Annotated in this window: 17 protein-coding genes; 9 read left to right on the forward strand and 8 right to left on the reverse strand. The window is 67.9% G+C overall.

Going from position 1 to position 14,160, the window contains the following annotated elements; translation table 11 throughout:
- Nucleotides 1–56: 56 nt before the first annotated feature.
- The 3 genes from SACPADRAFT_RS0203515 to SACPADRAFT_RS0203525 all read right to left on the reverse strand — a co-directional run bounded on the left by SACPADRAFT_RS0203515 (nucleotide 57) and on the right by SACPADRAFT_RS0203525 (nucleotide 3,875).
- On the reverse strand, nucleotides 57–1,871 hold the full coding sequence (locus SACPADRAFT_RS0203515) for a DUF4357 domain-containing protein (RefSeq protein ID WP_007024784.1): 1,815 nt from the start codon (nucleotides 1,869–1,871) through the stop codon (nucleotides 57–59).
- Between the two features lie 160 nt (nucleotides 1,872–2,031).
- Nucleotides 2,032–2,697: a response regulator gene (locus tag SACPADRAFT_RS0203520; RefSeq protein WP_007024783.1), complete on the reverse strand. Its 666-nt coding sequence runs from the start codon at nucleotides 2,695–2,697 to the stop codon at nucleotides 2,032–2,034.
- Entirely contained in the window at nucleotides 2,694–3,875 is a 1,182-nt protein-coding gene (locus tag SACPADRAFT_RS0203525; protein WP_028662182.1) for a sensor histidine kinase, read from the reverse strand. The genes SACPADRAFT_RS0203520 and SACPADRAFT_RS0203525 overlap by 4 nt, the downstream gene beginning before the upstream one ends.
- A gap of 154 nt (nucleotides 3,876–4,029) precedes the next feature.
- Between SACPADRAFT_RS0203525 and SACPADRAFT_RS0203530 the strand changes: the two genes are divergently transcribed.
- Nucleotides 4,030–4,452, forward strand: a complete 423-nt coding sequence (locus SACPADRAFT_RS0203530) for a hypothetical protein (protein ID WP_028662183.1) — start codon at nucleotides 4,030–4,032, stop codon at nucleotides 4,450–4,452.
- 34 nt (nucleotides 4,453–4,486) lie between these two features.
- Nucleotides 4,487–4,717: a hypothetical protein gene (locus SACPADRAFT_RS0203535; protein WP_007024780.1), complete on the forward strand. Its 231-nt coding sequence runs from the start codon at nucleotides 4,487–4,489 to the stop codon at nucleotides 4,715–4,717.
- 62 nt (nucleotides 4,718–4,779) lie between these two features.
- Here the strand turns inward: SACPADRAFT_RS0203535 and SACPADRAFT_RS0203540 are convergent, their stop codons facing one another.
- Nucleotides 4,780–5,436: a YdcF family protein gene (locus tag SACPADRAFT_RS0203540; protein WP_007024779.1), complete on the reverse strand. Its 657-nt coding sequence runs from the start codon at nucleotides 5,434–5,436 to the stop codon at nucleotides 4,780–4,782.
- A 108-nt stretch (nucleotides 5,437–5,544) separates the two neighbouring features.
- On the opposite strand from SACPADRAFT_RS0203540, the gene SACPADRAFT_RS0203545 reads away from it, so the two are divergent.
- On the forward strand, nucleotides 5,545–6,093 hold the full coding sequence (locus tag SACPADRAFT_RS0203545; protein WP_007024778.1) for an NUDIX hydrolase: 549 nt from the start codon (nucleotides 5,545–5,547) through the stop codon (nucleotides 6,091–6,093).
- Nucleotides 6,094–6,100: 7 nt separating this feature from the next.
- On the opposite strand, the gene SACPADRAFT_RS0203550 is transcribed toward SACPADRAFT_RS0203545, so the two are convergent.
- Entirely contained in the window at nucleotides 6,101–7,303 is a 1,203-nt protein-coding gene (locus SACPADRAFT_RS0203550) for an XRE family transcriptional regulator (protein WP_157577040.1), read from the reverse strand.
- Between the two features lie 58 nt (nucleotides 7,304–7,361).
- Nucleotides 7,362–8,240: an IS5 family transposase gene (locus tag SACPADRAFT_RS0203555; RefSeq protein WP_007024776.1), complete on the reverse strand. Its 879-nt coding sequence runs from the start codon at nucleotides 8,238–8,240 to the stop codon at nucleotides 7,362–7,364.
- Nucleotides 8,241–8,913: 673 nt separating this feature from the next.
- Between SACPADRAFT_RS0203555 and SACPADRAFT_RS0203560 the strand changes: the two genes are divergently transcribed.
- From SACPADRAFT_RS0203560 to SACPADRAFT_RS0203575, 4 genes are all read left to right on the forward strand, one after another.
- Nucleotides 8,914–9,225, forward strand: coding sequence for an HC3 family zinc finger protein (locus SACPADRAFT_RS0203560; RefSeq protein WP_040923912.1), 312 nt, complete (start codon nucleotides 8,914–8,916; stop codon nucleotides 9,223–9,225).
- A complete protein-coding gene (locus SACPADRAFT_RS0203565; protein ID WP_007026063.1) occupies nucleotides 9,170–9,418 on the forward strand; it encodes a hypothetical protein in 249 nt (82 codons plus the stop codon). The genes SACPADRAFT_RS0203560 and SACPADRAFT_RS0203565 overlap by 56 nt, the downstream gene beginning before the upstream one ends.
- Nucleotides 9,419–9,607: 189 nt before the next feature.
- A complete protein-coding gene (locus tag SACPADRAFT_RS0203570) occupies nucleotides 9,608–10,156 on the forward strand; it encodes a hypothetical protein (RefSeq protein WP_007026062.1) in 549 nt (182 codons plus the stop codon).
- Nucleotides 10,157–10,394: 238 nt separating this feature from the next.
- Nucleotides 10,395–10,679: a hypothetical protein gene (locus SACPADRAFT_RS0203575; RefSeq protein ID WP_051442364.1), complete on the forward strand. Its 285-nt coding sequence runs from the start codon at nucleotides 10,395–10,397 to the stop codon at nucleotides 10,677–10,679.
- An 81-nt stretch (nucleotides 10,680–10,760) separates the two neighbouring features.
- Here SACPADRAFT_RS0203575 and SACPADRAFT_RS0203580 read toward each other — a convergent pair whose 3' ends face one another.
- Nucleotides 10,761–11,291 (reverse strand): class IV adenylate cyclase, encoded by a 531-nt coding sequence (locus SACPADRAFT_RS0203580; protein ID WP_007026060.1) that lies wholly within the window; start codon nucleotides 11,289–11,291, stop codon nucleotides 10,761–10,763.
- A 159-nt stretch (nucleotides 11,292–11,450) separates the two neighbouring features.
- On the opposite strand from SACPADRAFT_RS0203580, the gene SACPADRAFT_RS31175 reads away from it, so the two are divergent.
- On the forward strand, nucleotides 11,451–11,813 hold the full coding sequence (locus SACPADRAFT_RS31175; protein WP_007026059.1) for a hypothetical protein: 363 nt from the start codon (nucleotides 11,451–11,453) through the stop codon (nucleotides 11,811–11,813).
- Nucleotides 11,814–11,864: 51 nt separating this feature from the next.
- Entirely contained in the window at nucleotides 11,865–12,428 is a 564-nt protein-coding gene (locus SACPADRAFT_RS0203590) for an RBBP9/YdeN family alpha/beta hydrolase (RefSeq protein ID WP_007026058.1), read from the forward strand.
- A 783-nt stretch (nucleotides 12,429–13,211) separates the two neighbouring features.
- On the opposite strand, the gene SACPADRAFT_RS0203600 is transcribed toward SACPADRAFT_RS0203590, so the two are convergent.
- On the reverse strand, nucleotides 13,212–14,160 hold a 949-nt coding region (locus tag SACPADRAFT_RS0203600), incomplete at its 5' end, for a class I SAM-dependent methyltransferase (RefSeq protein ID WP_007026056.1).

Raw genomic sequence — 14,160 nt, forward strand, 5'->3', positions numbered from 1 at the left:
CGCGTCGTCCAGCGGCACCGACCGCGGCGGGCCGTGCTCGGCCAGCTCGACGGTCGTCATTCCGGCGAGGACCCGCCCCGCGACGCGGCCACGGCCGCGCGCAGCGTCCGCAGGCCGTAGCGCTGTTCGACATCCACCCCGTCGCCGTAGTGGTGTTCGGTCAACAGCGGCAGGATCCTGGTGCGCCAGGCGCGGTCCAGCCCACCGTCCCGGTAGACCGATTCGCGCATCAGGTAGGACGGGCCGATGCGGAAGTCCGGGTCGTCGATCCGGGCGTTGAGCGCGTCGAGCAGGTCGGCGGGTCCGGTCTCGTGCCCTTCGTGCTGCAGCCACCGGCGCAGCAGGCCGCGGGTCGGCTCGACGCGCGGGGACAGTTCCACGAACGCGAACCGCCGCCGCATCGCCGCGTCCACCAGGGCGATCGAGCGGTCGGCGGTGTTCATCGTGCCGAGCACGAACAGGTTCGGCGGCAACGCGAAGTCGTCGCCGGAGTAGGTCAGCCGCACCGAGCGGTTGCGGTACTCCAACAGGAAGTACAGCTCGCCGAACACCTTGGCCAGGTTCGCGCGGTTGATCTCGTCGACGACGAGGAAGTGCGGGATGTGCCGGTTGCCCTCGCGGGAGGCGGCATCGGCCAGTTGCCGTAGTGGCCCGTCGACCAGCCGGAACGCCACCTCTCCGCTGTTCCCTTGCGGCCGGAAGCCCTCGAAGAAGTCCTCGTAGGAGTAGGACGGGTGAAACTGCACCAGGGTGACCTGCTCCGCACCGCCGCCGAGGTACTCGGCCAGCTTCAGCGCCAGGTACGTCTTGCCGGTGCCGGGCGGGCCGTGGAAGACGAGCTGGCGCTCGTCCCACAACAGCTCCCGCACCTCCTGCAGCCACGCGATGTCGTGGACCAACAGCTCCTTGGCGAGTTCCTCAGTCGGTTCCGGCAGCTCCAGTTTCCGGCGGGCCAGCGCGGCCAGCTCCGCCGTGGTGTCGCCGTCCGCCCGGGCCTGCTGGTCGAGCTCCTCGGTGCTGCGGCCCAACCCGGCGACCAGCCCCGCCACGGCGGTCAGATCCACCACGTCGTGCTGGGCGGACAGCTTCTGTTGAAGCTCTTCGGGCAACTCGTGGTAGTCGTGTCCGGCGTCCTGCCACTCGACCGGGCGACATAGGTTCGACAGGCCCCCTTCGGAGGAGTCCTGCTTTGCAGGGCCGGTAATCTCACCGACATAGAGCGAACCGTGGGAGAGGGTGCAGACCGTGTCGCCCGGCTTCATCTGCGACAGGAAGGAGTGCAGCTCGTCTACCAGGCGCACGCGCTGGCTGTGGGTCAGCAGCGAGCCGTAATCCTCCTCGACGGCGGTGCGCAACCCGTCCTTGCTGATACCCTGTTCGACACCCGCCCGCAGGTACCCGGCGGGCTGGCTCACCAGGCCCTTCGGCCGCCACGACTGTTGCACCAGATCCAACCCGGAGACGTTGGAGCCGCGCACCAGCCAAGTGCGATTGGAGCCATGCCACGTGTTCGAGAGGAAGTCTTTCAGCGGGCGCCCGTCATAGGTCTTCCAGCTGGTCCACCCATTCGTTCCGCTCCCGGTCACCACTTCTGCGGCAGCCGACGGCGAGTTGCACTTGATGTCCTCGGTTGTCTCCCAGTACCCGGGGAAGCGCGTCGACTGTACGATCTTTCCCTCGCCGCGCAGACGCTCGCGGAGTTCGTACGACGAGCCCTGGAACGACGGCACCGTCTCCTTCCTTACAGGTGCCCCGGACACGATCAGAAAGTTCTGACTTCCGTTCGTTCCCATCGTGTCGAGCAACCGTCCGTACGCAAGCGGCCCTCCCCGGGGCAACTGGATCTGGAAGTCAGGGTACTTCCCGGACATCAAGCTCCTTCGGAGTCGGCGCTGCGCGGGACTCGCGGCCCGCGTGGTCGCGGGTGATGATCGCACGAGCTGTCCTCTAGGTTCCGGGCTTTCTGATAATTCCGGGGTCCACAGGCAGGACCCCGCTTGCCCGTGTGCCCGAGAAACGCAGTCGGCCCTGCTACGACGCGTCGCCGGGCGTGATGAGGCCGGACTCGTAGCTCACGACGACGAGTTGCGCGCGGTCGCGGGCACCGAGTTTGGCGAGCAGCCTGCTGACGTAGGTGCGTGCGGTCGCCGGGCTGATGTGCAGGCTCGCCCCGATCTCGTCATTCGAGGCACCGCGACCGACCCCGGCGAGGACGTCGCGCTCCCGATCGGTGAGGGCGTCGAGCATCTCGGGCCGCACGCGCGTGTTCAGGCTCGCACCCAGGTGACCCAGCACTGTGGTGGTGATCGTCGGGGACAGCAGGGAATCACCGGCGGCGACGACTCTGATCGCGTCGCGCAGTTCGTGGGGTGCGACGTCCTTGAGCAGGAACCCGGCCGCTCCCGCGCGGACGGCGGCGAGCACGTTCTCGTCCTCGTCGAACGTGGTCAGCACGACGACCCGCACGTCGCCGAGGTCCGGGTCGGCCGCGATGTGCTCGGTCGCCGCGATCCCGTCGAGGCGGGGCATGCGGATGTCCATGAGGACGACGTCCGGCCGGTGCCGGCGGATCAGGCTGAGCCCGGTGTGCCCGTCGGGGGCTTCGGCGACGACCTCGATGTCACCGTCGTGCTCGGCCAGCGGGCGCAGGCCGGTGCGCACGAGTTCCTGGTCGTCGAGGAGCGCGATGCGGATCACGGTGTCGGCCTCGCGGGGATCGTGGCCTCGACGGTGAAGCCGGAACCGGGTGCGCTGCGGGTGTGCAGTGACCCGCCGAGCAGGTGCACGCGTTCCACCATTCCGGTGATGCCGTATCCCCGCGATTCGTCGTCCGCGGCGGCACCGTGGCCGTCGTCGGCGACGGTCACCCGCAGGGTTCCGTCCTCCACGACGGCGCTCACCCGTGCGGTGGTCGCCTCCGCGTGCCGGAGGGTGTTGGTGAGCGCTTCCTGGATGACGCGGTATGCGGTGGTGTCGACGGCCGCCGACAGGTCGATGGAGGAGACGTCGATGTCGGCGACGACATCGAGCCCCGCCGTCCGCGCTTCGTCGAGGATCACTCGCGCGTCGGAGAGAGACCGCACCTGGCGTGTCTCCTCATCCGCGGTGGTGCTGCGCAGGAGGCGGACCATCGACCTCAGCTCCCGCAGCGACGCGGTGCTCTGATTCCTCACCCGGTCGAGCGCGTCGACGACGGTGTCGTCGCTGCGGCCGACGGCCTCACTGCCGACGCTCGCGTGCAGGGCGATCGCCGAGAGCGCGTGGCCCAGGGTGTCGTGCAGGTCCCGGGAGATGCGTTCGCGTTCGGATCGGACCCGCGCCTCGGCCTCGCGCACCGACTGCTCCCGGGTGAGACGGGTGATCTGCTCCTGCTGGGCGGCACGCAGCCGGCGCGCCCGGATGGCGTAGCCCAGGGCGATCGCCGCGGCGATCAGCGCCACGTTGGACACGGCATCCGTGCCGAGGACGTATCCGATCGGTTGCGGGTCGTCGCGGAGGCGAAAGTACAGCGAGACGGTGAAGACCACCGCTCCCGCTCCGACCGCCCACCGGATCAGCCCGGCCTCCGCGGCCGAATACAGTGCCGCCACGACCGGGAGGGCGACGCCGATCGGCGGGAACCGCAGCGTGTAATAGGCGAAGGTGGCCAGCACGCTGAGCACGAGCACCGGCACCGGCATCCGTCGCCGCAGCAGCAGGACGGCACCGAACCCCACGGCGAACACGTAGGCCGACACGGGCGGCGCGTCACCGACGCCCGCCCGCGACAACGCGATGATGAGCGACAGGACGACCGCGACCACCACGGCGAGCAGCACGTCGAACGCCCGGGGCGGGACCCGCCCTGCCCCGGAATCCGTGGACCGCGTTGGCACCGTCCCAGCGTACGGTCCGGGCCGGGCTCCGCGCATGCGCCTGCGGGACCGTGCGGATGTCGCCTTTCGACGTACGCGTGCCCCGGTGTGAAGCGTTCCGGATCGAGAGTCAGAGCCGATGACCACCGCGGCGCGGGTTCGTAGCGTCGGTGTCATGACCGACATCCGCTCCCTGAACCGGCCTCTCATCCTCGGGCTCGGCACACTCGCGCTGATCCGCCCGCTCACCCGGGTCGTCGAGTCCCAGCTCGGCATCGAGCACCACCCGGCCGTGACGATCAGCATCACGGTCGTCATCACGGTCGTCTGGATCGCGGCCGTCGGGTTGACCAGAAACACCGCACCCGTGCTGACCCTCGTCCTCGCCGGGCTCGTGTACGGGGTGCTGTCCATTGCGCTCAGCGGCGTGCTGTCCCCGATCCTCAGCGGGAGTCTCCGCGGCCCACTCGCGAATCCCGTCGCAATCATCCCCGTCCTGGCGACCAACGCGGCCTGGGGCCTCGTGGCCGGGAGCCTGGCACTCGCGCTCCAGCGGGCCCGCGGCATCCAGCCACCCGCGGATTCGGAGAGTCGATGACGGGCCGCACCGACGAGGGACCGGGAGATACCCCATGCGCACCGTCGGTATCGGCGCTCTCGGAATCATCGGGGGCCTGCTGCTCGCCATCACCCTCCAGGACATCCTCGCCCACGCCCTCGCGGACACCGAGGGCACACCCTCCACGGTCGGCAGGATCCTCGGATCGCTCAAGCCCGCCCTCGGCCTCCTCGGTGCCGTGCTCGCCGTCCGGCTCGACCGTCGTCACCATCGGACACGGCCGGGTGGCCGCGGCGAGGACTGAGCGACGTTCGACCGGCGGTTCCGCCGTCGCGCACTCACGAACTGAGGGTGGTTCCCGCGTGACTACCGGGGACGGATCAACCGATCCGTGTATCCGGTGGCGACGAGCCGGGTATACGCGGCACGGACGTCGTCCGGGATCTCCTGCGACGCGATCTCACCGGAGCGTGCCTGCAGCTCCAGCCGTTGGGTGTCGCCGACGAGCATGGTCACCACGCGGTCGGCATCGCCGATGTGGGCCACGTAGGTGTCCAGATCCTGCCGGGCAGCGGAGCAGCGGACGGTGACTCCGGGCCAGGTCCGGGTGGCGACGGCGTGCGCCCGGCGCTGCTGGTACGGCCGGGACACGAGCAGAACCGAGCGGGGCGTGCGGCCGTCCTCGGCGAGCAGGTCACGGGTGAAGCGGATGTTCTCCACGGTCGTGGTGGCCGTTGCCTCGACCCGGATCGCGGCGCGTGGCACACCGTGTTCGAGTGCGATTTCCCGGAAGCCCACCGCCTCGCCGTGCGGGAACCGGTCGACGGTGGTCGGTGAGTTGGCACCGGTGAACACCACCAAGGGGAAGAGGCCACGCCGATACAGCTCGGCGACATGGACCGGCACGCCGTCGTCATGGCTGCCCAGACCGACCGCGACGTCGACGGGGCGAAGCGCGTGGTTTAACCGGTGGAACCGCCACAGCGTCTCCGCGTCCCGCCGGACCTCGGGCGGCCAGTTCATCACCCGTCACCATCCCACGACAACACCTGGAGCGTTGTGTCTCCGCCACCGTCGCCACTGACACTTCGAGTGACACACTAGAGATCAGCAACCGGTACGGTCTCGCACATGGGTGAAGAGCTAACACGCTGGACAATCCACGGCGAACGACTGGTCGACGACACACGGAAGCTCCACTTGTCGATCGCGTCGGTCGAGTTGCCGAACGGGGTGTGTTTCGAGCAGTACGTCCTGCGTATGCGCAAGGCGGCCATGATGGTGGTCCTCGATGACGCCCGCGAGAACGTGTTGATGATGTGGCGTCACCGCTGGATCCTCGACCGGTGGGTATGGGAACTGCCCGGCGGCTACGTCGACCCCGACGAGAAACCCTCCACCACCGCCGCGCGGGAGGTCGAGGAGGAGACCGGCTGGCGGCCACGCGACGTGCGCCCCCTCGTGTCGACCCAACCGGTAGTGGGATCGGCCGACGCCGAGAACCTGTTGTTCGTCTCGCTGGGCGCCGAGTATGTCAGCACCCCGACCGACATCAACGAGGCCGAGAAGATCGACTGGATTCCGCTTGCTTCCGTACGGCACAGGATGGAGGACGGCGAGATCATCGGCGCATCCTCCCAGGTGGGCCTCATGCATGTGATGGCATTCCCACCGGCCTGAGTGCCTGCTACGCCTCGGGCGTAGCGACACCGACCTCGTGCATTCGCTCGTACAGCTCGCGCACGGAGGCGGTATCGAACGGGGCGAGCCGTCGCGCCAAGTCGGACAGGTACGCGGTAGCGCGCACGGAACGCACCTGCTGAAGCATCGCCACGGCCTGTCCACCTTCGGCGCAGGCTTCCTCCACCCGCCTCTGGTCAGCCAGACTGGAGGCCAGCAAAGCCGTATTGAACAGGCGGCCTCGTTCGTAGCCTTCGTTCATCCTCAATGACCGCCGTGCGTACGTTTCCGCTTCCGCTGGCATCCCGAGTTCCCGGAAGACGTGCGCGGTCTTCGCGGCCAGGTAAGCATCATCGAAGTATGTGAGCCACGGCGGCGTCTCCCCGCCTCCGCGCTCGAACGCTCGTTCTCCCTCGCGCAGAGCGTGCAGGCACTCGGACTTTTCACCCTTCAGGGCGTGTCCGTGTGCTGCCAGAATGTTGATCTCAGCGGTGAGCACGGGAAGGTCAACCGAGGCGGAGGCCTGTTCGGCAGCGAGAGCGAAGTCCACCGCGGTGTCCGCTGCACCCTGGAACGCGGCTTGATGCGACATTCCTGCGAACGTCTCAGCAGCGAGCGGGACGTCCTCCGCACGTCGACACAAGCGTACGGCTTCCCGCAGGTGGTATCGCCCTAACTCGGGTTGCCCGATGTCGTAGGCCATCCAACCGGCCAAGTGCTGCATCTCAGCCGCAGCGGCGAACAGGCCCGTACTCGCACGTACGGACAACTGCGGCTTGACCGTCCTGTTGAAGTAGGCGGCAAGCGAACTACGGCTGTGGCTGCCGCCGTAGCGGTTATCCGAGGCGCGGAATGCAGCGATCATCTGCCGAACCTCGGCGACGAGGGTGGATTGCTCGTTGGTCCCGGTGAGGGCACCACTGCCCACCGCGCCCAACGTGACCGCTGCGCCGGTGGCACGCAGAAACTGGCGTCGTTGCATGTCGTCGTCTCCACTGACCGGGGTCGTCGCGGCGATAGTAGATGGCACAACAGGGGATCCCCCAGAGTCACTCGCATCCGGTTCGACGTGGAACCACAGGAGCCGACGCGGGATGCGAAGCATCCGTGCCCACTGTTCCAGCTTGTCCAGCCGCACTGTAGGTCGGCACGCGCGTTCGTGCCGGGATAGATTGGCCTGGTCGATGCCGAGCCACTCAGCAAGCTGCACCTGCGTGATCTTGGGAGTTTGGAGAGTGCGATAGGCGCGTAAGAGGCTGTTCCTGATCTCAGGTGAGGCGTTTGCTGGTTGTGTGGATCATGGCCCAGCGGACGATGGCTTCGTGGTGTTCGGGGAGTCGTTCGTAGTCGCGTACGCAGCGGCGGTGTTGGTTGATCCAGGCCAGGCTGCGTTCCACGACCCACCGCCGGTGTAGTACCACGAACCCGACTTGGCCTGCGAGTTTGGCGACGATGTCGAGGGTGATCCCGAACGTCGAGCGGGCCCGGTCGATGAGGGTGCCGGTGTAGCCGGAGTCGGCCCACAGGTGCCGCACGCTGGGGCAGTGGTGTTTCAGGCGGGCGAGGAGGTCCCGGGCGGCGGTGCGGTCCTGGGTGTCGGCGCCGGTGACCAGCACGCAGATCAGCAGGCCGACGGTGTCGACGGCGATATGCCGTTTGCGGCCGTTGATCTTCTTGCCGGCGTCGAACCCCCGGGTTCCCGCGCCGACCGTCTCGGCGGCTTTGATCGAGGCCGAGTCGATGATCCCCGCGCTCGGTGCGGCGTGACGACCTTCGGTCAGCCGCACGCGGTCACGCAGAGCGTCGAGCACGTCTTGAGTCGCTCCCTGCCGTTCCCAGGCGGCGAAGTGCTTATACACAGTCGACCATGGTGGGAAATCCGCTGGCAGGGCCCGCCACTTGATCCCGTTGTCGACCACGTACAGGATCGCATCGACGAGCTCACGGCGGCAGTGCTTGGTTCGCCTACCGCCCCTGCCCGCCAGCCAGCCCGGGGCGGGCAACAACGGTTCGATCAGCGCCCATTGAGCGTCGGTGGTGTCCGACGGATAACGCCGTGACCGGGACGAAGGCTGATGCGTGGTGGCCAGCAAGCAGCACTGCCCACCCCGCGCGCGCATGATCGGCGCACTCGGGCACGATGGCACCCGGGACTCCTCGGTAGAACGGTTGACTAGACACCACCCGATCTACCAGGAGTCCCTCCTCATCTCCGCACCCACCCCACCACCAAGATCAGTTCGGGAACAGCCTCTAAGAGGCGACCGATGTGTCGCTCACGGGCAGCTTGCCGGATCTCAGGATGCTCCCAGAAGTCCGCCGGCATCGCCGGCGGGCCAAACGAATCGTAATATTGCATCACCAGATCTCCCAGTCCATGAGGTGGTCGGGAGTATAGCTGTCACGGATCGGATCCGCTTCTGGCACGTATGCGGTCATCACATATCTAACGGCGCCATATGCGGTAGTCATCTTGGCTGGGTTCGGAGACTGCTCGACACTCATCGATACCAGGAACTGTTGGTCGGTGAGGTGACCTGAAGACGACGCGCCCGGCCGGTTCTTGCCATGACCAGTGGACCGCAACATGCCTACACATCTGAGAGTTACGATGCCGATTCGACCGATCCGCCCACCCGCCCCGGACTGCCGGTCCGCGCCCGAGGGGATGTGGGTCAGCCGGGACGGTGCCCAGCACCACGCGGTGGCCTGGTCCAGCACGCCCGGCGCTGCACCGACGGTGCGCACCCGGTGTGGTCTGTTTCTGTCGCTCGCCGTCACGCCCGACCCGGACGCCACGCCGTGCGGAAGGTGCCGCTGATGTGGTGGCGCTGGCAACAGGCGCAGGGCTGGCTGCACGCCTACGACCGCACCATGACCACGCCCGTCCCGGAACGGCCGTTCCCCGCGCTGTGCGGGTCCGACGTCACCCCGGCCGAGGACGATTTCCGCCTCGACGGCCCGCCTCGCCCCACCTGCTGGCTCTGCGACCGCGAGATCCGCGTACGCGAGAACTTCAGTCCCGACCAGATCCCCCCGCTGCCCGACCAGTCCTCCGGCCCGAAGAACCCCGCCCATGACCCGACACGCTCCTGCCCCGCTCCCCGACGACCCTCTCGACCCGAGCGGTAACCAGCCGGACGACACCGTCCGGCTGCCCGCGCTGCCCGTGGCCGACACCGTCGTGCTGCACCACCTGGCCGACCACTGGCCCAGCACCGACCACGACGCCGAGGTCGCCCGCGCCCGGCGCGCGCTCCGACAACGCGACCCGCCGTCGGAGGCCCTGCTGCGGCGCGTCCTCCACGGACTTCGCTCCCTCTGAGACGTCACCCCCGGTGCGACCTCTTCCCACGCACCGACGCAACGGGGGTGACAGCCCGGCCCGGGACTTCCCCGACACCTCCCCGGCCGGGCCCGTCCCGGTCGGCGCGGGAACGGCGATCCTGCCCCTCCGTCGCCACCCGCGCCGACCGGACCACACCACCGTCCACCCGAACACCAGGAACCGCCGATGCTGCACCACGACCGGGAACTCCTCGCCCGCCTGGCCCGACTCAACCGCCATCTCGGCGCCGTGGTCGTCGAACTGCTCCACCACCAGCACGACGGCGAACTCCCCGCCGACGGACTGACCGCACTGGCCGACCGGTTCGCCGACCTGACCACCGAACTCCGCACCCGTGCTGCCGAGCGCGACAACACCGCCGCCCTCACCGGCCCTGACCCGGTCACCTTCACCCGGCCGAGCCTGCCACCACGGCAGTGGCACGCCCTCGACGACCTGCTCGCCGAGATGTGCGAACGCACCCGAGGCGACCTCGAAGACCTCCACGACCGCGGCCGCGGCATCCTCGAAACCTGTCGCCCCCACCGGCCCGAACCACCCGCCGACGACCCCAACGGCCTCCGCCGACACCTCCACCGCGTCGTCGGCGCGCTGTCCCACCTCGACGAGGCCGCCCCTGGCGACACTCGCGCCATCCGCACCACCGGACACGACGTCGCCCGACTCGCCCGCCGCATGCTCACCCATCCCCGGCACCGACCCCACGCGGACTGAACCGGAGCCGGGCATCCGGATGTCGGCGGAATCTGGCGCGTTCGGCCAGCCCAGTCGCGCCAGAACGGCATTTGGCCGTCCGTGGTGGTGACGAGGGCGCGTTTACTGTCGGCAGCAACGGATCCATCACCATAGCGAACCCGATCAGCGCGAACAGGAGGTTGGAATTCTTACCATGAGCGGAAGCCATAGAAGTATCGTCACTCTGGAAGTTGAATGGGTTGCTGGCCCGTTCTGGGTGTCCGTGGGAGGCTCAATCTCCGACAACTACCTGCCCGACGAGGTCACCGAGGTGGTGCCGCTCAGCGCGGAGCTGGTGACGGCCATCGAGAAGTGGGACGGGCGCTACCAGGCTGCGTTCAACCGGGACATTCCGCAGGACTCGGGGATGCAGGACCCCGAGGACCGTGAACGGTTCGACGCCGAGGGCCTGGAGCTCGCCCAACGGGTGCGGCAGGAACTCCCGCCCGAGTTCGCCGTGCGGCACACGACGCTGGACGGTCGGACCTCCTGGGTGGAATGACAAAGACCCGCCGACCGCCCTCCCTGAACCTACGCTGTGCGCGGATCCGGCCGTGGACTCTCGCTGCGGCACAAGTGAGGGTCAGAACGTCAGTTCGGGCATGGCGTTGAGGTCGATGCCGTGGCGGGCGTAGATCTTGATCGTGTTCTCGCCGGTGAGATCGGACTCGGCATACCCGAGCAGCGAGGCGATGCGCACCACTTCGGCCTTCGAGGCCGCTTCGATCTCCATATACGGCGGTATTCGCGGCCAGGCGTCGATCTCCACCTGTGCTCCGTCGAGCACGAAGCTGGTGCGCCTGCTCTCCTGGTAGGACTTCGGGGCGAAGCCCAACATCCCGAGCAGGGTATTGGTGGCCGCGAAGTCCTCGACACCGACCTCGACCTCGTGGGTGCCGTCGATCGCGTCGCTGCTGATCTCCTTGACGGTCAGCGTGGCCTCCCCGTCGGTGTCCCGGAGTCTGATCCATTTCGAGTCGTCACCGGGGACGATGTCGTAGACGTAGCGGCGCAGGAACTTCTCGCGGAGTTTGCGACCGCCCGTGTCGAGGATCAGCTTCTCGGTGGCCTCGGGGTCGACGTCGAGGATCTTGGCTTCGTGCTCGATGGGCACGGCCCACGCTCCTTCCAGCTTCCCACGGGGACAGTTACGACAGGCTATTCGGCTTGCCGGACGTCGTGCACTTCATGCGCCGTATTCGCCACGTTGTGCAGCCGTGTCGGTGAGAATGTGCCTTACGACGAACCCTCAACCGGACCTGACGAGGTATACATGGCAATCAGGATCAAGCTCGGAAGATATCGGACCGTGCACGGCGACCCGCTCGGGCGGAGCTGCGTAGGCTACTTTCCGGGTATGTCTCCGGAGGACGTGTGGCAGGCCGGTCGCGGTGTCTGGAAGCTCGACCGACGACGTGCCGAGCGAGAAGGGTACGCCCTCCTCGTCGGTGGGGAACTCGTGCGCGCCGTTGCCGACATCGCTGCCCTCGTCGAACACGGCGACCGCGTGGAGCTCGTCGGCAAACTTGTCGGTCCGGGCGAATCGCTGCACGACGCTTACGTCGGCAGTCTCGATCCGGTCGTGCGACCGTCCCGGAATCCGGTAGCCTACGTTGCTCTGCCGGAAGAGCCGTGACGGCCACAGTGTGCACCGCGCCCGCGCGAACCCCGAAGTCGGAGGACGATCGTGCGCTACCTGACCGTGCCGGGATACACGAACTCCGGACCCGATCATTGGCAGACCCACCTGGAGCACACCTACGCGGGATTCGACCGGGTGGTGCAGGACGAGTGGGACGCTCCCGATCGTGACCGGTGGGTGGCCCGGCTGGACGAGACCGTCCGTGGCACCGAGGACGAGAGGCTGCTCGTCGGGCACAGCTGCGGGTCGGTGACCGCGGCATTGTGGGCCGCGACGTGCTGGGACAGCCGGGTGACCGGTGCGGTGCTGGTCGCCCCGGGCGATGTCGAGGCCGAGGACGCCCTGCCGGCGATCACGGGGCTGGCACCGCTGCCCCGAAAACAGCTGCCGTTGAAGACCCACCTCGTCGTGACCGACAACGATCCGCACCTGTCCCTGGAGCGTGGGCGGTCCCTGGCCCGAATCTGGGGCAGCAGCATCGAGGTCCTGCCAGGTGGAGGTCATCTCGCCACTGCGGACGGCTTCGGGGAGTGGGAGGGCATCGCCTCGATCATCGAACACTTCTCCGGCCGGACCTTGTACCGCAGGACGAGATCCGACAGCAGATGACCATCGCCTCCGGTGCGGCCCCGTCCCTCCGGACGGTGCGCTCCGACCAGTGCTCAGTCCGGTGCATGGTGTGACTACGGTCGGAGCGCAGTCCCGGACGAGACCGACGGCCCTATGGGTGGAGACTTCGTGCCCTGGTCCGATCATGCGCGGTCGGCGCATTGTTGGTGGTGAGGACGGGGCCCTTCCCGAAAGGGAGCAGGACACCCCGTCCTCCCTGTGCGTCTCGGACACCCTTGTGCTCGGCCCCGAGGTTCCGGCCGTGAGTCGCGGCGCACCGGCACCCCGCCGCTGAGTTTGCGGAATAGTAGTTGGCGAGTTCGGAGATCGACCCTGATCAAAACAAACGAGCACGGCTGATCTCCTCAAAAGGCGCCGTAGCGCTGTACGTGCGTATTACCGTAAGAGCTGAGCACCGCGACTCGTAGCAGGGCAGGTGGGGCAGGATGATGGTGGAACGGACCCAGCCGGTCAAGAGACAAGGACTACGGCTCGTCGTTTTCGCCGTTCTCGTAGGCATGGTCTACGTCGTTTCGATCCCGTTCGGGTTCGGACCTCTGCTGGTCGGCCTGGCGGTACTGGGCGGCGGCGTGTGGGCTCGCCACCGCGACCCCGGCCTCGCGCGACTGGCACAGCTCGTCGGGATCGCCATGACCGTGGGAGGACTCGCACTGCTCGCCGGAATAGCGACAACCGGCGGTGGCGGCAGCGACCGGGCGCCCGCTCCGCAAGAGCAACCGGTACAGCGACCGTAGAACGCCTTGATGTGCCGAAGTGATCCGGCTACGGCGCGGGATCGTACCGGGCCACGAACCAAGCGGTGGAACCGGTGAGTGGACCGGTGCGGTCCTGCGGATCGGTAAACAACGCCACGGGGCGGAACCCGGCGAGGGTGGCGTAGAGCTCCAACTCGCGGGGGGACAGAACTCGGCGCCGAATCCGGTCGCGTTCGGTGGCGCCGTTGTCGAACTGCCAGGTCCGGTGCAGGGTGGCGACCTGAACGCGGGCGTCCCAACTGTGCTCGATGATCACATCGGCATGGATGTCCGCCGCATCGACCCGGCCGCGGGTTGGCGCGGCGGTGGAAGTGGGGGCGATCTGGGTAACGACGATCAGCAGGCTTCCGGGATGGGCGTGAACCGCGAACGTGGCGAAGGCCGCTCGGATGTCCTCGTTGTGGTGCAGATAAGCCAGGGAGTTGCCGAGGCAGAAGATCGTGTCGAAGGTGCGGCCCAGCCGGACCGTGCGCAGATCGCCGACACGCAGATCCAGGCCCGGGTGCTGCTGGCGTGCATGCTCGATGAGCGCGGGCTGGATGTCCACGCCGACGCAGTCGTGAGCATCGGAGAATTCAGCCAGGTCACGGGCAGTACCGCAGCCGAGGTCGAGAACACTTCCGAGGGGGAGGACCCCGTATTCGTCAACGAGCTGCCGACAGGTCACGGCTGCGGCGCTGTCCCGGTTCAGGGCGTCGTAAAGGTCGGGACGCCGGTAGGCGAGATTGTGCTCGGCCAGAGTCATGTGCGCCGGGTTGACGTTCGGGACGAGCAGAGACCGGAGACCGACTTCGAGGACAATGGGGCGCGCAGCACGGACGGTACGGTAGCGTTTCTGATGCACCTCGAGCACGGCGCACTGAAACGCGTGGGCGTACCAATCCTGGGTCCCGGCCGTGGGCCGCGGCGCCGCGACTCGCTCCCGGCCCACGACCGGGTCGGCCGGGCGCGGGCCG

Origin of the sequence: Saccharomonospora iraqiensis subsp. paurometabolica YIM 90007, from assembly GCF_000231035.2 — a bacterium.
Taxonomy (GTDB): Bacteria; Actinomycetota; Actinomycetes; order Mycobacteriales; family Pseudonocardiaceae; genus Saccharomonospora; species Saccharomonospora paurometabolica.